The organism is Pseudomonas sp. ATCC PTA-122608 (assembly GCF_001952855.1).
In the GTDB taxonomy this organism is placed as follows: domain Bacteria; phylum Pseudomonadota; class Gammaproteobacteria; order Pseudomonadales; family Pseudomonadaceae; genus Aquipseudomonas.
Map to the genome: position 1 here is coordinate 36,007 of NZ_LPNO01000008.1, position 25,423 is coordinate 61,429.

16 protein-coding genes and 2 pseudogenes are annotated in these 25,423 nt (G+C 52.9%); 9 read left to right on the top strand and 9 right to left on the bottom strand.

Features of this window, described 5'->3' with window-relative positions:
• The first annotated feature begins 204 nt into the window (after nt 1-204).
• Nucleotides 205-543, top strand: coding sequence for a DUF3742 family protein (locus AU074_RS34820; RefSeq protein WP_076014481.1), 339 nt, complete (start codon nt 205-207; stop codon nt 541-543).
• Nucleotides 544-576: 33 nt separating this feature from the next.
• On the opposite strand, the gene AU074_RS09445 is transcribed toward AU074_RS34820, so the two are convergent.
• From AU074_RS09445 to AU074_RS09465, 5 genes are read right to left on the bottom strand one after another with little or no spacing between them, the layout of a single operon-like run.
• On the bottom strand, nt 577-2,079 hold the full coding sequence (locus AU074_RS09445) for a conjugal transfer protein TraG N-terminal domain-containing protein (protein ID WP_076014482.1): 1,503 nt from the start codon (nt 2,077-2,079) through the stop codon (nt 577-579).
• Nucleotide 2,080: 1 nt separating this feature from the next.
• Nucleotides 2,081-2,425, bottom strand: a complete 345-nt coding sequence (locus AU074_RS09450; protein ID WP_076014483.1) for a hypothetical protein — start codon at nt 2,423-2,425, stop codon at nt 2,081-2,083.
• The gene (locus AU074_RS09455) at nt 2,422-3,819 is read right to left on the bottom strand and encodes an integrating conjugative element protein (protein ID WP_076014484.1); all 1,398 of its coding nucleotides are present in this window, start codon (nt 3,817-3,819) and stop codon (nt 2,422-2,424) included. Before AU074_RS09455 ends, AU074_RS09450 begins: the two co-directional genes overlap by 4 nt.
• Nucleotides 3,820-3,845: 26 nt before the next feature.
• Complete coding sequence (locus tag AU074_RS09460; RefSeq protein ID WP_076014485.1) at nt 3,846-4,793, bottom strand: TIGR03756 family integrating conjugative element protein; 948 nt, start codon at nt 4,791-4,793, stop codon at nt 3,846-3,848.
• The gene (locus AU074_RS09465) at nt 4,790-5,185 is read right to left on the bottom strand and encodes a TIGR03757 family integrating conjugative element protein (RefSeq protein WP_076014486.1); all 396 of its coding nucleotides are present in this window, start codon (nt 5,183-5,185) and stop codon (nt 4,790-4,792) included. The genes AU074_RS09460 and AU074_RS09465 overlap by 4 nt, the downstream gene beginning before the upstream one ends.
• Before the next feature lie 172 nt (nt 5,186-5,357).
• Between AU074_RS09465 and AU074_RS09470 the strand changes: the two genes are divergently transcribed.
• From AU074_RS09470 to AU074_RS09485, 3 genes are all read left to right on the top strand, one after another.
• On the top strand, nt 5,358-11,870 hold the full coding sequence (locus tag AU074_RS09470) for an NACHT domain-containing protein (RefSeq protein ID WP_076014487.1): 6,513 nt from the start codon (nt 5,358-5,360) through the stop codon (nt 11,868-11,870).
• Nucleotides 11,871-13,854: 1,984 nt separating this feature from the next.
• Complete coding sequence (locus tag AU074_RS09480) at nt 13,855-14,328, top strand: antitoxin Xre/MbcA/ParS toxin-binding domain-containing protein (RefSeq protein ID WP_076014488.1); 474 nt, start codon at nt 13,855-13,857, stop codon at nt 14,326-14,328.
• Nucleotides 14,328-14,819: an RES family NAD+ phosphorylase gene (locus AU074_RS09485; protein ID WP_076014489.1), complete on the top strand. Its 492-nt coding sequence runs from the start codon at nt 14,328-14,330 to the stop codon at nt 14,817-14,819. Before AU074_RS09480 ends, AU074_RS09485 begins: the two co-directional genes overlap by 1 nt.
• Nucleotides 14,820-14,891: 72 nt before the next feature.
• Here the strand turns inward: AU074_RS09485 and AU074_RS09490 are convergent, their stop codons facing one another.
• Both AU074_RS09490 and AU074_RS09495 read right to left on the bottom strand, forming a co-directional pair.
• A complete protein-coding gene (locus AU074_RS09490) occupies nt 14,892-16,475 on the bottom strand; it encodes a hypothetical protein (RefSeq protein WP_076014490.1) in 1,584 nt (527 codons plus the stop codon).
• 12 nt (nt 16,476-16,487) lie between these two features.
• Nucleotides 16,488-17,585: a hypothetical protein gene (locus tag AU074_RS09495; RefSeq protein WP_076014491.1), complete on the bottom strand. Its 1,098-nt coding sequence runs from the start codon at nt 17,583-17,585 to the stop codon at nt 16,488-16,490.
• A gap of 370 nt (nt 17,586-17,955) precedes the next feature.
• Here AU074_RS09495 and AU074_RS09500 point away from each other — a divergent pair, with 370 nt between their 5' ends.
• Together AU074_RS09500 and AU074_RS09505 are read left to right on the top strand one after the other, a co-directional pair.
• Nucleotides 17,956-18,201 carry a hypothetical protein gene (locus AU074_RS09500; protein ID WP_076014492.1) on the top strand — a complete coding sequence of 82 codons (246 nt, stop codon included), beginning with the start codon at nt 17,956-17,958 and terminating at the stop codon, nt 18,199-18,201.
• A gap of 162 nt (nt 18,202-18,363) precedes the next feature.
• Nucleotides 18,364-19,230, top strand: coding sequence for a hypothetical protein (locus AU074_RS09505; protein WP_143503558.1), 867 nt, complete (start codon nt 18,364-18,366; stop codon nt 19,228-19,230).
• A gap of 672 nt (nt 19,231-19,902) precedes the next feature.
• Here AU074_RS09505 and AU074_RS09510 read toward each other — a convergent pair.
• Complete coding sequence (locus AU074_RS09510; protein ID WP_076014494.1) at nt 19,903-20,946, bottom strand: LLM class flavin-dependent oxidoreductase; 1,044 nt, start codon at nt 20,944-20,946, stop codon at nt 19,903-19,905.
• A 344-nt stretch (nt 20,947-21,290) separates the two neighbouring features.
• On the opposite strand from AU074_RS09510, the pseudogene AU074_RS34825 reads away from it, so the two are divergent.
• Nucleotides 21,291-22,223, top strand: a pseudogene (locus tag AU074_RS34825) (cache domain-containing protein); the annotation flags it as partial.
• A 261-nt stretch (nt 22,224-22,484) separates the two neighbouring features.
• Nucleotides 22,485-23,081: pseudogene (locus AU074_RS34830) on the top strand (methyl-accepting chemotaxis protein); the annotation flags it as partial.
• A gap of 100 nt (nt 23,082-23,181) precedes the next feature.
• On the opposite strand, the gene AU074_RS09520 reads toward AU074_RS34830, so the two are convergent.
• The gene (locus tag AU074_RS09520) at nt 23,182-23,667 is read right to left on the bottom strand and encodes a flavin reductase family protein (protein ID WP_076014496.1); all 486 of its coding nucleotides are present in this window, start codon (nt 23,665-23,667) and stop codon (nt 23,182-23,184) included.
• A gap of 320 nt (nt 23,668-23,987) precedes the next feature.
• Between AU074_RS09520 and AU074_RS09525 the strand changes: the two genes are divergently transcribed.
• Nucleotides 23,988-25,394 (top strand): cytosine permease, encoded by a 1,407-nt coding sequence (locus AU074_RS09525; RefSeq protein WP_076014497.1) that lies wholly within the window; start codon nt 23,988-23,990, stop codon nt 25,392-25,394.
• Nucleotides 25,395-25,423 lie beyond the last annotated feature (29 nt).

Sequence of the window (25,423 nt, forward strand, 5' to 3'; positions counted from 1 at the left end):
TCGTCCACTCCTTGCAGATAGCACGCTTCGTCCGCGCGCATCTGGATTTCCGAATCTGTACCGGGTCATTTTCCAGACGAAATCCTTCTGGTTTGCGGAATTCCCCTACAAGCCTTCCTGTTCAACTTCTGCAAACCTATTTGCACTCGCATCCAGATGCGTATGAGGGTCACCCCGTGAATAGCAAAGTAGGATGAATGCGAAATGGGAAAAAAGGGATTTGCTCATCGTGCGGGCTACCGTCTTGGAAGGCTTCTAAGAGCCTCCACGCGTCGGCAAACTCTGATTGTGAAGTGGTTGGCAGTGAAGGGCGTTCCCACTGTAGTAACGGCCACGATGATCTGGATCGTAAAGCTCCTATTGCTTGGGACGCTTCTGTATTTTGTGTTTTGGCTAGGTCTGCTTTTGATTGGACTCTTTGTCTTTGGGGCGTTTTTAAGACCTGGTCCGAACGCTACAGACTCCGTCGTTGGTTTTGATGGCGATAAACTGTTTCCCGACCACAACACACCCCAGAACTCAAATGACCCGAAGTACGATTAGACGCGCCCCTTGTTTTGCTAGGATCTCTTAGAACTAAATCACCTTCTGGATCGTGTCTTTGCCTTTACCTCCCTGCTGTTGAGCACCGTTTGTACCGTCGCTCATTCCCTGTAGGGTTGATCCGGCTTTTACTCCTGCAAAGGCTAGTGATGTCATCCAAAAGGCTGGCAAGACGATAAACAGTGCCGCCATTACGTAATTCAGCAGCATATCCGCCTGGGTGTTATTCATGCCCATCAGCGGATTCAGACTGGAATGCGGGGAGTTCGCCCCGTAAAGCGTATCGAGGATGGTGGTATCGATCCAGCGTGCGAGCTGTAGCCAGAAGTCCACGAATATGATTGCGAACTGGACAACGGATACCGTGATGGTTGCCTTCAAGTCGTAGGTGCTGAACATCAGCACCAGCGGAATACAGATCAGCAGGGCCATCTTGAGGGCTGCCAGCACCATTGGGAGCGCTTGGCGTACTACGTCCATGGCGGGGAAGTACGCCAGGGTTCCAGCGGCTAACCCAACGGTTCCTGTTACCCGGCTCATGTCATTGAACAAGGAGCCACCGGCTTGTCCTCCGTAATCGGTGTAGACCTTTCCCTGTGTCATTCTTTGGCTACTCGGCGACACCACCTGACGAATGATTGCGTCGTTCACCTCTTCCTGTGGCATGAAGCGGGCCCACCGAATAAAGCGGTCCAACAGGCTGCTATCGACCTGGGCGAGTAATCGACTACGAAGCCCCTTATTACTGTCTGCCCACCACTGGTTGCAAGTCGGATAGCCTCCACCGTTTCTCACCTGGGCCAGCCCCATATCCCTCGTAGAGTCGTAGGGCCATTCGGCACGTGGAGTTCTGGAGTGGTAGGTGTCGTAGTAGCCTGGCTGGCCAGAGAAGTATCGAGAGCCAATCCAGTTGATATCGTTGGTCAGCTCATCGTCGAGATTTGGACGGTTCATGAACAGCTTCGCTCGCGAGTAGCCGTAGCAATCGTTTGTGAAGTCGGCGACCTCCTGAGCGAGTACGGGATCATGAAGGCGGGTGTTGTTTACCTGCATACGCATCTGTCTCAGATCACTCCCACAGGGAATGGCAGCAACTGCGGCGCCGGTGATCGCCTTGGACATGGAGTGCACGAAGAACCACCAGACGGGGACTTGTGCGCTTTGGTTGTTCAGGGACGTGAAGGATCTGCCCCAGCCAGTGTCCTCTGGCGCGGGTACCTGGTACTGACATTGTTGTGAGCGGCTATCGTCGAACTGCATCGTGCTCAGGTCTAGATGGATAAAGGGCATGCCGGCGAACATGATTACCGCCGTCGCCATCCAAAGCCGGCTCTCAATCCGAGTACTGGCCAATAACCCTTTGTTACCTTCGTCAGCACCCTCTCCTCGGGCCTTCAGCCACTCTTGGAGGAGGATGGCGAAGATGGGCAGGGCGAACATGCCTGAGTCCATCAGAACGTCCCAGATGCCGTTACTGATGAGCCAGCCCACAAGCGTCAGGTAATACTCCAGATAGTCATTGGTATAGAGCGTCATCTCAAGCTCCCATCCGTATTTGAGCTCTGGTTAGCTCCAGCAACAGCAACGATAAAATCACGGCCGTCTCTGCTTTGCGGACGTTCGATTTGGAGGAGGGCACGCGATGTAGCTGACGATCGAGGTAGCGCAGCCAGAGGGACAGAGCGACGCTGTAAAGCGCCACCCGCCAGCTAAAGAAATACCAATAGGAGTTGGCTCTCCACTCTTGCCAGGCGGGCAGTCCCTTCATGACCTGAATGCCTAGAAGGTTGAACGCCAGTGCAATGACGAGTACCAGACTTACTACTGCGATGGGAGCCCAGAGACCCAGACTGATAAACCTGCGTAACGGATTTCTTGTCATGGCCGGCGTCCCCGGCTGTTACTGGACACATCCTGTTCTGCTTCTTCAAGGCGGTTGGTATCAGGGTCACCCTCATAAATGGCGCGAGAGTTGTCTTTACGCTCCTTGTGGCGGGCGATGATGGCAGCGGGGGAGTTGCTGGTCAGGAATCTACGCAGTTCCATCTCGGTGCGTAGATTGGTGATTTCCTGTTGCAGTGACTGACGCTCATTGCTCACTGCGTTAGTGGCCAAATCGTTGGCCGCCACATTGGGTTCTTTGTTGCCGGCGAGAAGGGTGCGTTGCAGCAGAAGCGCCTTCTCCAGAACACTGGTGACAGCAATTTCTGACGCCAGACGCTGGGCCAAAATCTCCTGATCTGGTTCATCACGTAAGGCCGTGATGACGCCTCGGGTGATGGGCATTGAATTGCTGCCGGCCGCGGACAGGTTCTCTGAGTTGGGAAGCTTGGCGCCGGAGATCAGTTCTTGCAGCAGCTCAAGTTTTTCTTCGTATTCTTCTTGGATGAGCGGGGTTAATCCCACGCCTGCGGTTGCGCTGCTTTTGGTACAGCTTTCACACGTCTGTTGCTGTACCTCGCCCAGGACACGATTGGCAAACGCGCCAGCTTCCTCTGGCGATCGCCAGGTACCGCAGAGCATGCCGCTGTTGCAGTCATTTGGAGCGATCGTAGAGGAGTCGCTGGCGGTACGGCCGTTGAGCAGGTTGTAGCCGGCTTTGGTGACCTCGCTGACCACCTTGATGGGAGGCTGTCCGCGGCCACCGGCCTTGCTGCCGCCTATCCAAGGGATGCCGGTATTGCCGTTATCAGACTCTGCCTGGGCTGTTACTGCTACTGCGTCCTTGTTTTGACCAATGGCTTCCTTGAGTGCCTGCCCTTCTGCGAGTGAACCCCATCCGGTTTGATTGCCAGCAAGGGTGACCATGCGCTCGGCCATCGCGCGGCAACTTGCCTTCGATCTGTCGAAGTCCAAGCGTGCCTGGAGAATGCCGTTGGTGAGCAGATTGTAGAGGCCGGGATCCGCACGCTGAATGATTAGTGCGGGCAGCGAGGCAACAGCTCCTGTCGCGTTTTGAATCACGCTCCCCATGATGCTCTGAAAACCGCCAGTCAAACCGTTGAGTTGGTTATGCAGCGTGGTCGAGAGGTCCATGTTTCCGCACATCAGGTTGCTGTTCCAACCCACACCGACGCCGACGCTTTGCATATTGCCCGCGCGGCCCATGGAGACCGCGTTGCCGCCACCGATGCTGTACAGCACGTCATCGCCAATGACGCTGCCAGAACCACCAAAACTGGCTGCGAAAGCGAGAGAGGTGACACTCCATAGAGCAGCGCTTAGGACCAGCCGGCGGCAGGTTGAGAGAGATTGGGGGGCTGACGTCCGAGTCATGTTCAGGCTCCGTGTTGAATTGAGGGTTAATGAGGGCCGGTGCTGCCGAGGAAGGTTTGCCCTTCACGTTTACAGCAGGTGTAAGGGCGCCACAGCGACCACGCGTATCCCCCATCGATGGCTTGAAGGTGAGGGCCCGATTCTGGGAAAGCGCTGCAGGAGTTGCTGACGCGAGGCGTGAGTTGTTGCCACTTGCCTGTGGCGGGTTCTGATTCGCGCAGTTCACCCGCGGGCCAATAGCCTGCGCTGGGTGACGCGAGGAGCGGTTGGTACACGTGGACCTGGCCAGGGCGCGTCACAATATCGCCTGCGCGCTGAGCCATGACGGCGGAGGCCTTGTAGTCGTCCACGTGGTGCAGAAAGCCGCTGCGGGGATAAATGTTTCCCCACAGGTTTAAAGACAACCTGCTGCCCACCTCGCGAATGCCGGGAATGAGTGATTGTGGGTAGATACTTTCTGGAATGCCGTAACGCCAGCCGACGTAATCCAGTGTGCTGAGCATGTTTGGCATGTAAGGTGTGCCGGCGCCGGCACAGGTGTATCCGGAGCCGCTGGCGAAAGCGTTGAAGGCTGCGATCCCTGGATGGCCAATCACATCCACATTTTTGAAGATGGAGAGGTTGTTCTCGTGTCGATCGTTGGTAGTACCGCTGCCGCCGCCTTTGGCGTGAGAGATCGGTGCGCTGAGTGCCCTGACTTCACTCCAGGGATTTTCCCCTGTTGAGGAATAGCTTGAGACAACGGCGTCGGGAACGTAGTGGCGAACCTTGGCGGAAGTTTTGACCTTGCACCCAAAGGTGGTGCAACGGAGCCAGAAGCAAGCGCCCACAACTTGGTATTCAAGGCAGTTGGGGGATATCACTGAAGGGACGATGATCGCCGTGTTTAACGCCTGACTCAGGGGGCTGTAGGTAAGTGTGAGTAGTAACGGTGCGATGGTGATGAGGTAAGGAGATTTGCGATCCTCGTTCATGGATGTGCTTCCCGGTATAGCTGGATCTTCGTCAGCGCGCGCTCGACGTTTGAGTCTCCATAGATAACGTATTTCCCATCCGCCACGACCGCTGGGATTTTGGTGAGTCCCAGGCTCCAGGCATCAACGATATCCTGGTGAGCGTTCTCAATCCTCGCGCTCATCTGAGCGGTCATTCGTTCACCGAACATGGCTTCGGCTGCAGCGGACGAGGAGGGCAGCCCGCTGGAGAGCTCATCCTCCAACGCTGAAAGCTGGTCGATGAGAATCAAGCGAATTTCATTCGTCGCCTCAATGGGATGAGCGCTGTCGGTGATGACCCAGGGTACGGCGGAGGAGGTTTGGCTGACGACCAGCGCTGCCAGGCTTATCAGAATGAGAATGGGCTTCATTGCTCGGGTCCGGGGTGAGTGAGTCCTGAATCTTCTGCGTAAGCTCGCCCCCGCACACTATGAAAACTGGTTTGTGAGCTATTCCTTTATTAAATAGCTAATCGTTATTGGTGCAGCGCCCGAATGTTCAGCAAGCTATGATTGGCGACAAAACTCAGGCATTGAAGCAGGCATGGACGATAACATCGAGATGGGCCGTGAGCCGGTGCAGATAGATAAGGTGCTTGCATCCAAGGCAGGGCATGCGTTTCACGAGGCATGGGCAGCACGATCAGCCCTTGAGCTGCTTATTCCCTCCACGCAATTAGCGGCGATAACCCTTGAAGGATTCGATGTGATCGATGAAGGGGACCTCGATGCTAGCGCGGTGGAAATTGCGGATATGGTGCGTTACTACGGGAATAGTAATGTTGCCGAAGCAAGTCGCGTTGAAATTGTGCAGTTTAAGTACTCGATCGCCAGGGCCTCCATTCCTGCACGAGCATCCGATTTAGTAAAAACCCTAAAAAAGTTTGCTAATACAGACGTACAACTCCGCGCTAAGCACGGTGACATACACGTCGAGCACATAGTCCATTATGAGTTTGCTACCAATCGCCCGATTCACCAAAATTTAATTACGGCCATAGCACAAGGGCAGGATGGTGGCGTCTATCTGCCTGATGTAATAAAGCAAAGGAGACAAGTTTCTGAAGCTCTTGAAGATTATCCTTATCCTCATGAGACACTACTCCATCGCTTGATACTTACGGGTGGCGGTGGCGCACTTGACGAGGTTGATCGATCTGTCAGTCACGTGCTTGCATCGTGGAGTGAAGCAAGTGATCCAGAAGCTGAAAAGCGGCTTTTGAAGCTTCGAAATCTCGTCCGTACCAAAGCCGGGCCAAGTGCAAATGGTGATAAACGAATTGAAAGAGTTGCCGTTTTAGCTGAGCTTGAGGTCGATCATGAAGATCGTCTTTATCCGACGCCCGCGGCTTTCATGCCGATCGAGTGTTTGGTTAAACGCTCAATCATCAGCGATGCCATAAAGTTAGCCCGTGAGGGTGGTCCTCCGCTTATCGTTCATGGCGCAGGCGGCATGGGTAAGACCGTGCTTATGCAAAGTATCGCAGAGCAGATGGCGTCGAGAGACCAAGTTGTGATCTTTGACGGTTTTGGGGCCGGGCGATGGCGAGATCCTGCAGATGGGCGCTTTAGGGCTGAACGGACACTTGTGCATCTTGCCAATTTGCTGGCAGGGCGAGGGCTTTGTGACATCCTTCTTCCGATCTCGGATATCACAAGTTTGCTCCGGGCTTTTCGGAGTCGCCTTGTCCAGTCTGTAGCATCTATACGTCAAGCTGATGCTGCCGCATGCGTTGTTTTGGTTTTGGATGCAATTGATCATGCCGCAATATCTGCTGTTGAGTTCAAAGAGACGTCCTTTGCCCAACAACTTTTGCGAAGTTTCTGTGCAAATCCGATCGATGGTGTGATGCTAATTGGCTCATGTCGTACCGAGCGCTTGGGGTTGGCGGTTGGTGATGCTGAGTATCGTGGATTTGAGATACCTCCGTTCACTCCACAAGAGATCAGAGAACTGATACTGAAGCATGATCCGGATACTAACGACCTTGAAATAGCTACGTTGGAAATGCGATCCGGACGAAATCCACGATGCCTTAATATGTTGTTAATAGATGGGCGACCATATGACTCAGTACTTATCCCACTTGAAAATAACCAGCCATCGGCATTGCTCGACACGTTGTTAAATAAGCGTTTGCTGGAGGTGCGACGATTCGCGCTCAGCAGGGGGGTGCGCAATGCAGACATCGATCTACTATTGATGGGCATCGCTCTTTTGCCTCCCCCCGTCCCGCTTGAAGAACTGGCAGTTGCCCATGGGATCGCCCAGCGTGAAGTTGAAAGCTTTGCAGCTGATCTGGCGCCTCTTCTAGAACGAACGCCGCACGGTCTGATGTTTCGTGATGAGCCTACAGAAACATTAATTCGTCAAGAATGTGAGAGTGATCTCGCAAGTCTTGAGCGCATTGTGGGTGTTCTCACCAGTCGCCAGGCGAATTCTAACTACGCAGCTAGAGCTTTACCGTCATTATTAGTATCACTGGAAAGAACTGAGCAGCTCATTGCCCTCGCTACAGACGTCCGGGTCCCGTCAAGCGCATCCAAGGTTAGCCGACGAGATATTCGGTTAACGCGGATTACGGCCGCGCTCAATGTTTGCTCAAAGGAACATCGATCAGATGATCTCGCAGGCTTGCTTCTGGAGGCGTCGATTGTTGGTGCGGGGCATGAGCGAACCGACCGATTTCTATGCGACTTCCCAGACTTGGCTTCTGTTGCTGGAGATGTTGAGGCTCTTCGTCGGTTGTTTACTACCAAGATATGTTGGCCGGGCGAAAGACATTCTGCCCTAGCAATTGCTCATTCATTTGCAGGGGAAATGGGAGAGGCCTTACGTAACTCAAGGCGCGCGATTGACTGGCAAAGGTGGGCTAGTTCCAGTTCCATCTCTAGTTTCTCTGAACTGAAGCCTAAGGCTGCTCGTAACACACGAGAGGATCTCGGGATTTTCTACGTTCAGATACTTGCAGGCAATGATGTTCGGGCTGTGAAGAATTTTGAAAGGATGAAGGAGGGCATTGCGTATCAAAAAATCAGTGATCTATTTGAGCTTTTTGAGCGTCATAAGGTTAGCCCTAATAAACCTTCATACGAAATATTTCAACGTTTAAGATACTGCCGTTCACGTTCGCGAGCGTTGTGGGCAGCTGCGCTGGAGTTCTCCAATAACGCACCCGATGTTGATCGGTGGATAGTAAAGCGGTTCGCTAGAGCCAATGCATCGGCTAATAAGCATAAGGCTGAGCCGGGAACCGATTTCGCAGTAATCGCTCGGGGGATAGATCTAGGGCTGATTGAGGAGGCCAAGGAAATATTGAGCAGCGTGAAGGTCTCGCCTCCAATATTATATGACTATACGTCTCACTGGCATATGCAGCAGCAAGTGGTTAGCGCTGTAATTTTAGCGGGTTTGAAAGCGACCGTTTCTAAGAAAGCTGTAACTATTATTGATCTTCTGCCTGAAGAATTGATTCTTTTGGTGAGTCCTAGTGTTCGGAAGCGTAGCTCTGCTGCATTCATCAACTCCCTCAAATTAAAACTAACTGAATCGTCTAACTTTAAACGCAAGGTCAAAATCATAAAAGATAGCTCCTCACTGAGTTATGAAAAGCGATCGGAGTATTCGCGTGTTGTTACCCATAGAATTGAACCACTCTTGTCTTACGCCCAGTGGGTTGTTGAGGCTATCTCACCTCCAAAGGGCTTTACGAGAAGTGATGTACTAAATTCAGCGTTCGATCAGCTGGAGCGAAACGTTAATCAAGCCTCCGAGTATCCATATACCGATACTAAATCTTATCTTGCTTGGATCGGTTTTCACACATTATTTTTCGTTGCGGACTCATTGGCTGCGATTGATGAGCATTTAGGTAGTCGGATTGCAAATTGGCTCTTAGTTGCTCCTGGGATTTATCAACCAGAGAAAATCAAAATAGTCACACGCCTTTCTCGGATAGAGGAATGTCACGACGCGGCTCTTAAATTGGCTAGACATATTGAGTCTCGCATTGTTTCTGATACGGATGTCAGCAATCGAATAAACTCCTACGGCGAACTTGCCCGGGCGGTGTGGCGTGTATCTACCGAGGAGGCTGCATCACTATTTCGGCGAACGATTGATCTTGCTGATGCTGTTGGAGCTGATGATATTGATCGAACTAACAGTATTCTTGAGCTCACTAGGCACTATTCCGGCAATGAACTGAGTGCCGAGGCCGCTCATGGCCTCGCCAGAATACTAGAGCTTAGTCAGAATGAAGATTCAAAGTTTCCATGGTTTGAGTATGCTCAAACCATGGTTCCCGCTGCAGGCCTGGGGGCTCTTCCAATCATTGCAAGGCTTGATGACCGCGAAATGTCTGATTTGGGGCGCACCTTAGGACCTACCCTCACCGTACTTGTGAGCTCAGGGAAACTTAAAGCTGACTTGGCTTGTTGTCTATACGGGTTGGCAGAACCTATTGAATCATGGACTTGGCAAGTTACATGCTTGATTGAGGCGGCGCTCGAGAAGTTGCCTAAGGAGTCGCACGAGTGGCTGTTCACACAAATGCTAATTGAAATTGACAGAAGCGATCAGTTATCACCAACTGAAAAAAATATTGAGGAGTTGTTGAAAATCGCGCGTCGCCACCTGCCGAAAACGTCGATGTCGCTAAGCCGTATTGAAGGCCTTGCAGCGCGAAACCCTGGTTTAGACTCCCAATATTCGGGAGGTGAAAAGAAGAAGGTGAAAGTGGCTTGTAATATTGACATTACTGACCCCGATCAAATTGATCGTGCCATTCTGAGTAAAGGAGTCGAGACGCCTGGGTGGGGAACATATCGATCTGCTATAGCTTATTTTGCTACAGCGGCTACAGTACCCGCTAAACGTCTTGGTTTTGTAAATGCTGTCGTCAATAGTAATGTTGCTGGGTTGGCGGACAAGCTAGAAGCTCTAAAATATTATTTACCAGACTGGAGTAATAAGTCTACCGCGCTGAAAGATGCTCTCCCAAACCATGCTCTTACCTTGGCGACTAAGCATTCATTGGAATTGGTCAGCTCTGACTGGCAGGGAGGAGTATGCTGGGACCTGTTGGACAAAAATTTTGAGGCTGACCGGAAAGCGGTTGTAGAGCGCGTAGTCACGTCTTTGTGCTCAGCATCTAGCGATGTGACTGGTGACTCATGGTTAATGCTAGCGGCGAAGCTAGCGCCTAAAACATCAAATTTGGCCCTCGCTTCAAGTATGGAGCGCTTTATTGCTCAGAGTGCTTCTACAATTCCGGCTGAGGTGGGAGATGGTCCTTGGGCTGAGCATTTTTTGGTTACTAACGAAGAGTCAGATATCGCGGCAGGAATGATTTGGTCACGCTTAGGTCACCGTAGCGCAAAGATACGATGGCGTGGAGTTCATGCAGTGATGCGTTTGGCTCAAGCTGGGCGATTTGATGCCATTGACCGGTTGGTCGAGCGATTTGGAACATCAACTGCGCTGCCTTTTGGTGATGTGAAATTCCCGTTTTTTACGTTGCATGCTCGTTTATGGCTCATGATCTCACTGGCGCGCATCGCATTAGACTTTCCTGTTCAGGTAGCTGAATATCGGGCGCTGTTCGAGCAGGTCGCGTTCGATAAAGTCTATTTGCACGTAGTGATGCAGGCGTTTGCGGTGGATGCGCTAATAGCAATTGCCCCAACACTCGATAGTTCGGATGAAGCGGATCTGCTAGCGAGTCTTCATGCGATCAACCAATCACCATTTCCGCACCAGTCTTCCGTAACTCCTGCAAAAGGTCGTTACTCCTCCCGGCCGAAGCAGTCAGCGGAGCCTGCGAATAACTTTGTTCTGGAATATGACTTCAACAAGCATCACGTTGAAAAACTTTGCGATGTATTTGGCTGTGCTGTTTGGGAAGCTGGAGATGCAATTACTGGATGGGTAAGGCAATGGGATTGTGATATTGAGGGAATGCATGATTGCGCTAGGAGTCGGCGTCACGATGAGCGATACCGGTCTTCAGATTCGACTGCAGAAATCGACACCTTTGGAGGATATTTAGGATGGCATGCGTTGATGTTAGTTGCTGGGGACATGCTTAGTTCGCGAATTGTAACCGGGAGTGATTGGTATGGTGTTGACGCATGGACCTCCTTCCTAGCTTCATATCGACTCTCGCGACATGATGGTAAGTGGTTGTCGGATGCAACGGATTTATTTCCCCTTAGCCTCACAAAGGAAAGTGACCTTCCAATGGATTCGGTCTCGACTGGAGGAAATGATCGAGAGGATCATGATCTCCTATCTCCTCTGATTGGCATTTGTGAGGGCAAGCTAGACTGCGAATGGATGCCAGTCGGAGGGCGTTGGTCATTACCAGGAGATGTCACGCTTTCTTTGAGTACGGTGCTTGCTGATCGTATCGATGCCGACGCTGCAGTGATGACGGTCGTGACTGATGAGAAGTTCTTTCGCAGGCTGCCTCACGATAGCGACGATGTTGAACGCGAATTCGGAGGTATAGATCATTCGGTGCGCTCTTGGATCGACGCTTCTGAACATAGTAGGTTTCAGATTGATCTTTATGATCCGTATTCAAGTTTGACTTCAATGTCACGGTCTTCGCCATCGCCTTGGGTGTGTCAGTTGCTGAAATTAAAAATGGATGACCAATTTGGCCGTAGCTTCTCTGATTCCATTGGTGCTTGTTTCTTAACGGAGGTCTGGGGGGCGTCAGGAGGTAGAGGTGAATATAGCTGGGAAAGAAGTGGACAGCGAATTTGTATCTCTCGAGAACGATTACTGAGCTTGCTGCAGCAAACTGGCTTGGTTCTCGTTGGCTTGATTACGGTGCAGAAATATCACCGTAACCATTCATCCGGGCGAATGGGAGGGACGGGGGCTTTCACTAATCGAACGTATAGCTTCATCGTTTCCCAAGAGGGGGCGGTGTCAGCACCGTTGCGTGCTAGTAAGCTAGCGCTGAGTGCGATCAAAGATCTAGATCGATACGATCGTGATTTTAATGAGCGCTTCAAGGCAATTTCTGCGCGTATTCGTGAGTTATAGGGCGATTGGTACGTACTCATTACTTCAACCGTCTATTGAGGACGAGTGACCTTACCTACATTATTTCGATAATACGAAAAGTCTGTGAGTGGGTGACTTGACGATAATTGGTATGTGACGATAACGCTATATGGTACAGAGTGCGATCTAGCGCCGATGCTGCAGTTCTCGTTGTGATTTTAATGTATATTGATTTTAATTCATCCTTGATGGTTGTAAGTGCCGACTTATGGAAGGCTGAGGCTTTTAGCGGGCCTGCCGGCTAGGTGAATACCTTTGATTCTAGAAGTTAATCTGTGACTTGAATTGGTGCTATTCATTGGGGCGATATCTTACGTCCAACCTTTCAGTATGTCTTTGAGTTTTTCATCAGTTGCTTGAATGGGTACAACATTACAGTGTTGAGTAGGCGCGATCCAATTGTATCTCTGTGGCGTTGGCCCTCTCTGTGAGTAACTCGTCTGAAGTATATATGAATACGGACAATATTCCCTTCCAGTTTCCGACTCCCTCCAACTCAATATCAACGGAAATAGGCAAGCGATTATCCATCAGTTCAAATGAGGAAATTTCGACGCTATTGATCCGATTGACGCAAGCCATTGGCGTCGTTACCAGCGAGCCATGGTATGGTTTTGAGGGAATGGAGGAGAGGCGAATCATTTCCATTGTAACGAGGTCGCTAAACCAAGGGGATCCGAGATAACGCCAGTAAAGATCAGAGACATCACTACCTTGGTCAAGGTCCGCGAACCACGTCCCATATGCCAGACCTAAAGTGGATTGACAGATTTGAGCAATTGCATCAATCCCTTCGAGCCGTTTCAATGTATCGGCGCACAATATTTTGATCTTGCTAGCATCCCGACGCGGTACTTCGGCTTCGAATATAAACTGAAGCTCATAACCTTGACTTGTACGTTTAATGGTCGGGGCCTCAGCTAACAATCCGCCATAACCAAGCTCGTTTAGAAGTACATATCGACGTTCGGGCGGCTATTTTTTAAAGTCTTGAGTTAAAGACCACAGATCACGAATAGTCCCTTGCAAAAAGTGGGAAATTCTAACTTGGTGTCCTTCAGGTCCAGATTGCAAGACCAAGCCTAAGGCTATGAGATAGGGACCAATCGCAATTATGTCCTCTGCATCTGCGGCTCCGAATCCGTGGATGCGGCGGGACACCTCGTGTTGTCTCTTAAGGTCTAAGAGATATTTAACCGGAAAGCGCTGTTCATCGCGGTCAATGAGAACACTGCAGGTTCCACACAGCCAGATCCCATTATCGATATGCGAACGCTCAGCGGAGGTCATATTGGGGTCATAACGGCGCGCGCCCGGCCCGCCTGAAGCTGCAGTGATGTGTGCGGCAACTCCGATCATAGTAACGGCATTTGATGCCTCATCGCTTGGCCCGACCGTTGAGCATTTGCAGTTGGAGCATAGATAGCTAGCACGCAACGCCAAATCACTCTTGGTTCGGTTCGTAAAGTCGTCGCGAGTATTTGACATATTTTGCCACTAAGCAGGGGAGTGATGCTGCGTCGCCTTTTCATTCTAAGTTTCCGATGAAGTTAAGCGAGCATGCGTGTTATTGGAGCTTTTCTATCAGTTTTGTTCGCGTTGATGATTAGATCATATCAGTACGCAAAGCCGGAAGGTAAGCGTCGAGTTGGTGCTCATTGGGCAGGAGTACCTAGAGAGATCAGATCTTATGGGACTGGATTTTCAAACAGAGGCAACTTACTCAAAAATGAATAGGTACTGGGGACGTATGACGGAAATCCTCGAGAGTCTTCACTTGCGATTGTCCCCACATTAGCAATTCAGTGATAAAACCGTTCATGCGTCGTTAAGGATTCAAGAGCATGCCAACGTCTTCAAAGGCAATATGAGCCGTATCACTGGGGCGTGACCTATTTCGACGAAGCTAGCAATTTTTGTCAAATGGCGCTATATTTTGGCCATATGGCAGAGGAGCGCGATCATGATTGCTGCAGGTAAAGAGTCCTATCCAATAGCGTACGACCCAATACGTCCGTTGCAGTTATTGTTCGGTGAGGGGAAAAAGCTCAAAGCCACCAGCGCGTTTGAGCTTCACGCGATGATGGAGAAAGGATTTCCGTCGGACCTGGTCATCTCGTTTGTTCAATCGTACAGCCAGTTCCGTGACCATCAGGTGTTTTCTAAGATCATTGGCCTGTCTGATCGTACGGTGCAGCGTCGGATCAAGAGTCCTGAGCCGCTGACCGCCGAACAAACGAACGGTACCTGGCGCTTAGCTACAGTGTTGAGCAAAGCTGAAGAAGTCTTGGGTGATCGCCAGCAAGCGGTTAACTGGATGACGTCGCCAGCAATGGGGCTTGAAGGGAAGGCGCCTATAGATCTTCTGACCACGCAAATGGGCTTTGAGCTGGTCGAGGACTTTCTGACCCGCATGGAGTATGGGGTGTACTCCTGATGACGATACTGCCAGGGAATGGTGAGCTGTATTTGTGGCGTCTTGACCAGGAGAAACATGCGTCCACCTGGTCGTCCGGCATAGGTGCTGAAATTGCCGGCGGCCGGTGGAACTCTAAAGGTTGCAAGGCTGTGTATTGCTCGGCGGATCCCTCCACGGCGATTCTTGAGGTGGCCGTGCATAAAGGCTTTCAGGCACTGGATACGGTACCGCATGTCTTGACGTGTGCCCGGGTAAAAGAATTCAAGTTGGTTCACCAGGTGATGCCGGACTCGGTACCGAATGCCAACTGGCTATTTCCAGGCTCCCCCGGCCGCGGTCAACAGCTGTTCGGTGACGGCCTCCTAGCTCAGCATCCCTTCGTATTGATACCTTCGGCGGTTTCTCGGCACAGCTGGAATGTGCTGATGAATCCCGTTGCGGCAGAGGACCTGTTTGAACTCGTTAGCCAAGAGCGATTCGCGTTGGACACCAGGCTCAACCCCCCGTAGAGATTGGCGATTCAACCTCCGCTTAAATCGCCGCCCTAGCCACAGAAGACGGCGATCGTTTCTGTCCCGCTATCAAGCTTCCAGTAGGTACTTCTCGATATCTTCGATAATGGCGTACGACCTCGTAACCTTCGCGTCAAACTCGGTATTTAGGCCGGAAATGATCGCCTTGTTCCGCTCGGCCTTGATCACGCCGAGTAAATCCATTTTGTCTATTAGGTAGCAGACGAAGGTCATACACAGAGCAGTAATTGCACCGACCAGAACGGCGGTAAGCATAGAGGCGATCGGTACCAAGAGAGGGACGCTCATGATCAGCTTCTCCACCATCTCCTCTAAGGCGACACCACCAATTACTACGCCACCTACCGCCAAGAGCTTTAAGGCTTCATGGGCAACTTGGGCAAAGGTCAGGTTTTCTGGAGGGAAGACCATCATTTTCATCGCTTTTAAAAGAGAGAAAACGCCTTCGCGAATCATGCGTACGGCGCGTTTCCCGGTAGTGACGAACATGTTGATAAGCATTGTCAGCGCATTGGAAATAAAGCCGGAAATGAAGCCACCGCTAAAGCCCTCGATCATGTCCTTCCACTTAGACGCTATCCTCGTGCCCAGGCGCTTCAGTCTTATAGATAGCTCTTCTAAGACTGATTCACTCTGCTGGCCGTTTTTATAAACGTCTTTAATTTCCTCGAGTGCGCTTGAAAATATTTCGACCATCAACAAGCCGAAGGCCTGTTGGGTACCCATTTTCAAACCTTCGTTTACGCCTGTTGCCGCTGCGTTTTTGGTGTAGAACTCAGCTTTTTCACTCAAGGATGGGCCGTGCTTTTCTGCTGCCTTTTCCCCACGTTGTACGGCAGCTTCGAGTTGAGTTTTGTTTATTTTGTAGTGGTCTTCGTTTGTGATCTTTCGGCCGTTTGATTTGCGATCAACCCATTCACGCTTGTCATCATCACTCATAGATATGTTGATGTCCCGGCGAGTTGAAATCAGGTTATCTTTATCAGTACCAAAGTCGGCTTTTTGTTTTTTGGGGAGCATAAAGCCCCCATCCTTGTGGAAAGCACTGGTTGAGATGATGTGATCAGGGCTGCTCTCGCTGCCTTTTATGCGTTCAAGGGTATAACCATCAATGACGTCAGTTTTATCGATGAGCTTTGATTTCGTGAATTCGCTACCTACGGATTTTTTACCATCACCAGAAAACCTCTTGCCCTCACTATTAGGTGCATCTGTGTATTCGGCTCGGTTGTACCCGTCTTCTTTCCGGGCGTAGATGTCCTGTCCAGCGTTATGGACCGTGGTGACGTTACCCCCGACTTTATCGTGGACAGCGAGTACCTTACCCAACCCCAAAGGTCCCGCTATGGCCCCGATCACGTCCTGCTGGCATTTCTGCAACATGTGATCGAGTCGGGCAGCGTCAAAGCCCTGTTCGAGCTGGTCGATCAATCGAAGGGCTTCATTAGAATGGTCTGCTGCAGTTAGGGATATCGCTTCAAAGTAATTGAAGGATGAAAGCCGGACATAATCAGGCTCGATGCTGAGTATTTGCGCAACTGCCTCGGGTGATACAGCGCTATGAATCAGAGGTCTGTTGCCCACGGAGGCACGTAAGGCTTGCTGCTTTCTAAAAATTTCTAGCTTGCTCATCGCATCCCTTCCTTAGGCGGCTATTAGCTCATTCCATGCTTGCATGAATGTGTCTTTGGCGACGTGAGCGAGACCATCTGATTCCATAATAATGTTGATGATTTCGCGAAACGCGGTCAGGTCCACATCTGATGCTTTCGCTAGCTCAAAGGCATCGCGAATGGAGGGTGGGTTTTGATACAGGGAGGCGATTTTTCCAAGCGCCGCAGGTGGTATTGAGTCGGAGGCAAGGCCAAAGATGAGCATGTCGATTGACTGCTTTTCTACTTCGGAAATCTCGCCATCGCAATTTGCGGCTGCAATAGCGACCGCGTGCATGGCGATCACGCCATTGAAAAACTGCCCTGTTTCCTTCAGCTGATTGCGGACCCTTTCAAATTTGTCACCTAGCTTTTCAAGCTCAACAACGGTTTCAGCTTTACCCTCAGCAAATCCTTTGTTGTAGCCTTTTTCCCGCTCGGCGGTGCTATCACCCAGGTGTACTCCCACTACCGCGCCAGCCACCCCGGCTCCGACTGCGGCGGCTACTGTTGCACCTCCAGCCAATGAGCCCATCAGTGTCGCGGCCCCCAGCAAGGAGCCACCCCCTGTGAATGGAATCGCGGCGACAGCTCCGACACCAATGGCGGCTCCTCCTGCGATTGCCCAATAGTTCGTTGAACCGTCGGCATCAGTAAATTTGTCGCCTAACTCGCTTACGTATTCTTGCGAGGCGTCGAGCGCGTCCGAAGCAGCGTATGCGACAGTTTGCGCCGCTGTGGAGATTGTTTCGGTCGTAGCGCTAAATGCATCAGACGCGACTTCGGAGATTTTTTCTGCTGTTTCAGATACGACATTTCGGGTGGAGCTGTATGCGTCTGATACAACATCGGCTGCGTCAGAAACGGTCTCTAGGGTCGAGTCATAAGCATCGGAAACCTTATCCGCCACGATGTCAGCCGCCTCCACAACAGTCTCACGAGCCGAGTCGTAAGCTTTTGAGAGCGCGTCGCTAATGGATGAGAAAATGTAAGTAGAAACTGCTGGGAAACGCTTCGGAGAGGAGATGTCATATTCCCGCATGCCGGCGTAGTAACCTTGCTCGGGTGCGCCAAAGTACCGTCTAAACATCACTCACTTCCTTGCGAAAAATGGGCTGTCTGGCAAAAGGCCAGAACCAGAAAGGGCACGGCTGAAAGCAGAATCGACGTGCATAATTTCGAGTTTATCGGCAAGGAGTTGAATTCGTTTAGCACTTTTTGGCGATGTGCCACTACGGCAGCTGTTTTTGCCTATTGCGCCGAGCGTTGCTCAAGGAGGGGAACGGGATGTGATGACGTGTTTTTCATTCGGTGACACTTTCTTGTTTTGACGTCTGAGCGGCCTCACAGATCATGCTGAGCACCTGAATGCATTGTTAGTTTACCGGTACGAAATGGAGATTGACGAATGTTTGCAGGAGTCATGAACGGACAGCTGATCACGCATATGGAGAGCACCAATGCCGTTTTACACAGAGGAAGATCGAGTCAAAGCACGTCATATTTGCGACGTTGAGATAGGCCGTATTCGAGAGGCACTCACACCGGAGCAGGTTAACGAAAAGGGATGGCTGGCTTTGGGATGTATCCAGGGAGTCTATGAACTGGAGGCTGTTAGCGTTGTTGAGCATTGTCAGCTCATAAAAGAGCTTGCCGCCGTTGAGGTGCAACGCCTGGCCGAACTGGGAGCCATTCCAGGGCGATGATCCGTTGCCATCCTATACTCAGATCCTCAGGATCGGGGGTGTAGGATGGGAAGCCTTTTACGCGTGCTTGCAGTCGTATCCGCAGCGCTAATGCTGACGGCATGTTTTGACCCTCACGCGTCTGGCACTTACGTTGCCATTCGCTCATCAGGGGTGGAGCTCTTGGAGCTCACCCAGTCTCAAGGTGGCGAAATCGTCGGTAGCCTTCGGACTATTGAGCTCTCGTCCAAAGGCGAGATCAGTACATTGATAGCCAATGTGAGGGGAGTCGTTGACGGGGAAAGACTGACACTGGTGATCTCTACACCTAGGGGCTCTACTGAGCTGAACTACAGCGGTGTGCTCTCAGATAAAGGTTTGGATCTCAATGTATCAGGCGATGCGGCCCTGGTATCCAAAGTTCATTTCACCCGAGACAGTGTCGAGGAGTTCAATGCTGAATCGCAGAGGCTTGCGCAAACTGGTCATGTGATCAAAGCCGAGAAGTTGAAAGGCGCACGAGTGGACGCTTTGAATCGGTCTGCGTCTGCCCTCGAAGCCTCGTTAGATGCCTATGTGAAGAGAGCAAACAAGCAGATCAACGACACGCCTCGTTTCGTGTCTTACTTTGCTCAGGTAAGCAAGGAGATCGGCGGCAAGCTTCAGCTTGCACAGAGGCTTGCAGCTGGGAATGACCAGCAGCGACTTCAAGCAGGAGGTTTGCTTGTTCAGATCGAAGGCTCTGAGCCCCGTATTCGAAATATAAGCGAGTCGATCGATGGCGCAATTGAAGACATGGTCCGGGAGGCGGCCTCGCTCAACGCTCAGATGACAGCTTTCAATGGAATCTGCCTAGGTGACGCGTCCTCAGTGCATCCGGGCGACATCATTCCAGATATGGGGCCATGCAGAGGTCTGAAGGCCGCAGTTTCAGGTTTTGAAGCGGTGAGGGGGCCGCTTCATGAGTCCCATGCGCGCCTTCAAAAAGTGAAGGCGGTAGCAATTGCACAGCTAGAAGTTGCCTGGCGTGCAGCAGATAGTGCTCAGTGAGTTTGAGTGTTTGATAAATATGGCTTAGGCGGTCGATCTAATCTGTCAGCAACTCCAATCGTTGAGCTACGTCCGTACGGGCGAGCCAAAGTCGGATTACAGACATCTGACTCAGTTGTTTCTGAGCCTTTGAATTTGCGTCCCGAGCGCTGGATCAATTATGAGCGTACGGTGAACACGCCCGACGCACGTCAATCAAACTTCGCTTTTGCACTCCGGTTGAGGAGCGGTCAGAGCATAACCATGGTTGTCACTCAACGCTTGAAATAACCACAAATTCAATGGCTACCCAGCGGGCAGCTGGATAGCTTGTTAAATGTCCGGGATTTAGTCTTAGCGAACCAGCTCGACCAAAAGTTGATTCCCGGCGGTAGCCCCTTAAATGTTCGGCGAACATCGCGATCATCGTGTGGGCCAGCAGTCAGTCGGTCGATATGCCTGTGTCGATGACCTACGCCGGAACCTGTGCCTAATGTATATCGTGAATTGTTACAATGCGGTGTGGATCGGAGCCTGGTAGAACGTGGTAGATATTCAATAAGATTAACAGCCCCCTTGATCGGTACGCAGCAACCATTAGCTTAAGTCTTGCGAGAAGCAATGAGTTTCAGCGGTGCCCATTTGAAATAAAACGCCGGCAAAAATGCCAGCGTTATGCAGTTCAGCGCACTTTCAACGAAACGCCGGCAATACATGCTTGATAAACAACTCCAGGGATTTTTTCTTCTCTGCGTGGGGCAAGCTGTTGTCACACCAGAAGCTGAACTCGTCGACGCCCAGCTCCTTATAGTGCTGGATGCGCGGGATGATTTCTTCCGGCGTGCCAATCATCGCGGTCTTGTGCAGACTCTCCAGTTCGAACTCCGGCCGCCCGGCGAACTTTTCTTCCGGGCTCGGATCGAGGAAGCCGTTGACCGGTACGTTTTTGTTACCGAACCACGCATCGAAGGTGCGATAGAACCTAGCGATCGCCTTGGCCCCGACTTTCCAGCCTTCCGGGTCGTCCACAGCGTGTACGTGTGTATGGCGCAGCACCATCAGCTGCGGGCGTGGCACATCCGGGTTGTTGTCGAGGGCGGCCTGGAATTTGTTTTTCAGGTCGAGCACTTCTTCGTCGCCTTTCATCAGCGGCGTGACCATCACGTTGCAGCCGTTTGCGACCGCGAAGTTGTGCGAGTCCGGGTCGCGGGCGGCGATCCACATCGGTGGGTTGGGCTGCTGGATCGGTTTAGGCACGCTTGTGGAGGTGGGGAATTTCCAGATGTCGCCGTCGTGGGCGTAGTCGCCTTTCCACAACGCACGTACCACCGGCACCATTTCGCGCAGGGCCTGGCCGCCGCTGGAGGCGGGCATGCCGCCGGCCATCCGGTCGAATTCAATCTGGTAGGCGCCACGCGCCAGGCCGACTTCCATGCGCCCGTTGCTAATCACGTCGAGCAAGGCGCATTCGCCCGCCACCCGCAGCGGGTGCCAGAACGGCGCAATGATGGTGCCGGCGCCTAGGTGAATGGTGGTGGTCTTGGCCGCGAGGTAAGCCAGTAGTGGCATTGGGCTTGGCGAGATGGTGTATTCCATCGCGTGGTGTTCGCCAATCCATACGGTGCTGAAGCCGCCGGCCTCGGCCATCAGGGTCAGTTCGGTCAAGTCTTCGAACAGCTTGCGATGGCTGACACTCTCATCCCAACGTTCCATGTGTACGAACAGGGAAAACTTCATGACGCTTACCTCGGATCTATTGTGATCGGCCTGTCGACTGCGGGCCCTTATGTGCTCTCGCCAATATGAAGCGTGCTGGTGATGACAGCTATTCGGCGGATTGATTGTTGGTATACCATAATACGGAATATCCGCAAAATTTTTCTCTCCAACGGTTGCACCCTCACCTCACAAGGAAGGCGAGCTCGATGAACATAAAACAAAAACTGATTCTGGCCTTTGCGGTGATCGCCAGCCTACCGGTGATTCTGGTAGCAGCGCTGATCATCCTCAATGTGCGCGATGAGGCCAGGGACGGCTTTATCGACGGCAGTGGGCGCGAGATCCGCCAGGTCGACAACGCGATGCAATTGTTTTTCGAAGGCATCAGCCAGAACGTCGCCTACCTGGCCGCACATCCGCAATTGCAAGCGATCAATAGCGATGTGAAACGCTACTTGGCCAGTGATGCGGCGCAAGTCGCTCCCGGCCAACGTGACCAGCAACTGTTCACGTTGTTCGAGGGGCTGGCCAGGAGCCATTCGGCCTACACCTACTTATCGTTGGGCACAGAGGACGGTGGTTATGTGTTCTGGCCCGGCGACCCAAAGCTCGCCAGCTACGACCCGCGCACGCGCCCCTGGTACAAGACGGCCATGGCGCAACCTGGCAGGACCCTGCGTACCGGCGCCTATTACTGGGCCGCCGACGATGTGGTGTTAGTCAGCACGGTGCAAAGCTTCAATGATCGCCGGGGGAATGCGAACGGGGTGGTCAACATCGACGTGTCCCTCAAGCAACTGACCGACCTGGTCAAGCAGATCAAGCTGGGTGAGAGCGGCTACCTGATGCTGATGGAGACTGATAATACGGTGTTGGTTGACCCGCATGACCCGTCCCACAACTTCAAAAAGCTTGCCGAGTTGGGTGATGGCTATCGGCAGTTGAGCGAAGCCGGTCAAGGCCTGGTGCAAGTCGAGTTGGCGGGTGAGCGTTATATGGCCCTAGTATGGCCGTCCAAGGCTTTGGGCTGGCGGTTTGTCGGACTGGTGCGCGAGAGTGAAGTAATGGCCGGCGCGGCTCGCTTGACTTGGCTGATTGCGGCCATCGCGCTGGTGTGTGGCGTGTTGTTCGCGGTGGCGGGCGCCTGGTTTGCGGGGCTGATCGTCAAGCCGATTCGCGGTGTGGCCAGCGGCCTCGAAGGGATTGCTCAGGGCGAAGGTGACTTGACCGCACGCCTGGAGGTGAAAGGGCGCGACGAGACGGCGCAACTTGCCGGTTGGTTCAACCAGTTCCTTGAAGCCATCCGCACGCTTATCCAGCGCATTGGCCAGGCTGCCGGGCAGATCCACAGCAGCTCAGGCAGTGCCAATGAAGTCTCGGTAGAAATGGCCGAAGTCGCCGAGCGCCAGCGCGAAGCGGTGGATATGGTCTCCACGGCGTTTCATGAAATGGTCGCTACTTCCAACGAAGTCGCGCGCTCTTGCTGCCAGGCGGCTGACTCGGCCGACAACGGTCAGCGCCAGGCCCACACGGGGCAGCAGCAGATCGATGCGGCGGTGAGCAGTGTCGGGCGTTTGAGCGAAGAAATTGGCCATTCTGCCCAAGCCATGGAGCAACTGGAAAAAGACAGCAACGACATCCAATCGATCCTCGGCACCATTCGCTCCATCGCCGAGCAGACCAACCTGCTGGCACTAAACGCCGCGATCGAAGCCGCGCGAGCGGGCGAGCAGGGCCGCGGTTTTGCAGTGGTGGCGGACGAGGTGCGCGCACTGGCCAAGCGCACATCCGACTCCACCGGTGAAATCGACGGACTGCTGGGCAACCTGGCGCGCCGCACTCACCAGATGGGCAAGCAGATGCATGCGAGCCTGGAGGTGTCCCAAGAAACCGTGGTGTCGATCAATGAGGCGCGGGCCAGCTTTGGCCTGATCCGCGAATCGGTGGACGTGATCCGGGACATGAACACGCAAATCGCCACCGCCGCCGAAGAACAGCACCAGGTGGCCGAAGACATCAATCGGCATATCAGCCAGATTCATGGGGATGCGCAGTTAGTGGCGAGTCTGGCCGATTCCACGCGCCAGGATGCGCAGCAGTTGACGGCGTTGTCGCAGACGTTGAATCAGTTGGTCAGTCGCTTTCGTACCTGACCACCGCTATCGCAGATAAGCCAGCTCTCACATTTGAGATGTATTCCCCTGTGGGAGCTGGCTTACCCGCGATGCAGACACTGCGGTGTATCAGAAAGAATCAGGCAACGATGGGCAGGGCGCCCATCTTGCCGTGGCAATACACCAACGGCCCGGCGTTCTGCTGGGGCACGATCATGTTTTTCACCGAGCCGACCATGATCGCGTGGTCGCCGCCTTCATATTCACGCCACAGCTCGCACTCGATCACCGCCGTGGCATTGGCCAGGATCGGGTTGCCCAGTTCACTCAACGTCCATTCGATACCTTGCGCCTTGTCCTTGCCTTTGCGTGCAAACGCATAGGCCTCGCTCTGCTGCCCACCGGACAACACGTGGATGGCAAAGCGTCTGTTTTTGATCAACACCGGGTATGAATCCGAGCTGTAGTTGGGGCAAAACAGCACCAAGGCCGGGTCCATGGACAACGAGCTGAAAGCGCTGGCGGTCAACCCAACGATTTGCCCGTCGTCATCCAGGGTGGTGATCACAGTGACTCCTGACGGAAACGAGCCCATCACTTGTTTGTAGAGGGAGGCATCGATCATGGGGTAGACCTCAGAGGTGGGTGGTTTTAATAAAATTGTATGTCTGATGGTATACCGTAATACGTGTGATGCAAGCGCTTTTTCAATGGGCCGACATACGTCGGTCCTTGGTCTTATAACCAATAAATACGGGGTTTTCAGCAAGGAGTCGACGTGGGCCATGTGGCAAAATTGCAGATCAGATGCGCACAAAGACTACGGATCAGTCTTGTGAAAATATTGGAATACCATAATATGGTGTTCATCTGAGATGCTCTCGTAGAGCGCCCCCGGTTTGGCTTCAAACAACTATAAGATCAGACAAACGCGAGTTCATTTCCATGCCCCAGATGTCCCGGCAAGACCCGTTGATCGAGAATCACACGGTCGATTACGTTCCCCTCGCAGAGCGCCATGGGAAGGCCCGCGACCTGTTCACCTTATGGTTCAGCACCAACATTGCTCCGCTGCCTATCGTGACCGGCGCGATGGTGGCCCAGGTGTTCCATCTCAACCTGATGTGGGGGCTGCTGGCCATTGCCCTCGGACATATGCTCGGCGGCATCGTGATCGCCTTGGCGTCGGCCCAGGGCCCGCGCATGGGGATTCCGCAGATGGTGCAGAGCCGGGGTCAGTTCGGCCGCTATGGCGCACTGCTGATTGTGTTCTTTGCGGCGGTGATCTACATCGGCTTCTTCATTTCCAACATCGTGCTGGCCGGCAAGTCCATCGTTGGCATCGTGCCGTCGGTGCCGGTTCCAGCGAGCATCCTGATCGGCGCCCTCAGCGCTACGGCCATCGGTGTGATCGGCTACCGCTTTATCCATTCCCTCAACCGCATCGGCACCTGGGTGATGGGCAGCGCGTTGCTCGCCGGCTTCATCTATATCTTCGCCCATGACCTGCCGGCGGATTTCACCACCCGGGGCGGCTTTAACGCGGCCGGCTGGCTGGCCACCGTGTCGCTGGGCGTGATCTGGCAGATCAGTTTCTCGCCCTATACCAGCGACTACTCACGCTACCTGCCGGCCGACATCGGCATCACCCGGCCGTTTATCGCGACCTACCTGGGCGCGACGCTCGGCACCATCCTGTCCTTCGCCTTTGGCTTGGTTGCGGCATTGGCCACGCCCGAAGGCACCGAAGCCATGGTCGCGGTCAAGCAAGCCACCGGCGTGCTCGGGCCGATCCTGATGGTGCTGTTCCTGCTCAATATCATCAGCCACAACGCCTTGAATCTGTACGGCGCAGTCTTGTCGATCATCACCTCGATCCAGACCTTCGCCAGCCACTGGACCCCCAGCATCAAGGTGCGTGTGGTGCTGTCGGGCGTGGTCCTCACGGGTTGCTGTGTGGTTGCGCTGGGCGCATCGGCGGACTTTATTTCACAGTTCATCGGTTTGATTCTGGCGCTGTTGCTGGTGCTGGTGCCGTGGGCGTCGATCAACCTGATCGACTTCTACGTCATCAAGCGCGGCGCCTATGACATTGCCTCGATCTTCCAGGCGGATGGTGGGGTTTACGGGCGGTTTAACCTGCATGCGATCGTGGCGTATTTCATCGGCATTATCGTGCAGTTGCCATTTGCCAATACGTCGCTGTATGTGGGGCCGTGGGCCAACCTGGTGGAAGGCGCGGACCTGTCGTGGCTGGTGGGGTTGGTAGTAACGTGTCCGTTGTATTACTGCCTGGCGACACGGGGGAAGGGGGCGTGCGAGCCGGTGGGGACTTTCAAATATGTGAAGTAAATATGCAAAGGCGCTTTCGCTTAGTGGCC

Coding starts and splice junctions, on each gene's coding strand:
- AU074_RS09500 (WP_076014492.1), top strand. CDS start 17,956: ATGCCGTTTTACACAGAGGAAGATCGAGTCAAAGCACGTCATATTTGC.
- AU074_RS09520 (WP_076014496.1), bottom strand. CDS start 23,667: ATGATCGATGCCTCCCTCTACAAACAAGTGATGGGCTCGTTTCCGTCA.
- AU074_RS09450 (WP_076014483.1), bottom strand. CDS start 2,425: ATGACAAGAAATCCGTTACGCAGGTTTATCAGTCTGGGTCTCTGGGCT.
- AU074_RS09495 (WP_076014491.1), bottom strand. CDS start 17,585: ATGTTTAGACGGTACTTTGGCGCACCCGAGCAAGGTTACTACGCCGGC.
- AU074_RS09455 (WP_076014484.1), bottom strand. CDS start 3,819: ATGACTCGGACGTCAGCCCCCCAATCTCTCTCAACCTGCCGCCGGCTG.
- AU074_RS09445 (WP_076014482.1), bottom strand. CDS start 2,079: ATGACGCTCTATACCAATGACTATCTGGAGTATTACCTGACGCTTGTG.
- AU074_RS09480 (WP_076014488.1), top strand. CDS start 13,855: ATGATTGCTGCAGGTAAAGAGTCCTATCCAATAGCGTACGACCCAATA.
- AU074_RS09485 (WP_076014489.1), top strand. CDS start 14,328: ATGACGATACTGCCAGGGAATGGTGAGCTGTATTTGTGGCGTCTTGAC.
- AU074_RS09510 (WP_076014494.1), bottom strand. CDS start 20,946: ATGAAGTTTTCCCTGTTCGTACACATGGAACGTTGGGATGAGAGTGTC.
- AU074_RS09490 (WP_076014490.1), bottom strand. CDS start 16,475: ATGAGCAAGCTAGAAATTTTTAGAAAGCAGCAAGCCTTACGTGCCTCC.
- AU074_RS09525 (WP_076014497.1), top strand. CDS start 23,988: ATGCCCCAGATGTCCCGGCAAGACCCGTTGATCGAGAATCACACGGTC.
- AU074_RS09465 (WP_076014486.1), bottom strand. CDS start 5,185: ATGAAGCCCATTCTCATTCTGATAAGCCTGGCAGCGCTGGTCGTCAGC.
- AU074_RS34820 (WP_076014481.1), top strand. CDS start 205: ATGGGAAAAAAGGGATTTGCTCATCGTGCGGGCTACCGTCTTGGAAGG.
- AU074_RS09460 (WP_076014485.1), bottom strand. CDS start 4,793: ATGAACGAGGATCGCAAATCTCCTTACCTCATCACCATCGCACCGTTA.
- AU074_RS09470 (WP_076014487.1), top strand. CDS start 5,358: ATGGACGATAACATCGAGATGGGCCGTGAGCCGGTGCAGATAGATAAG.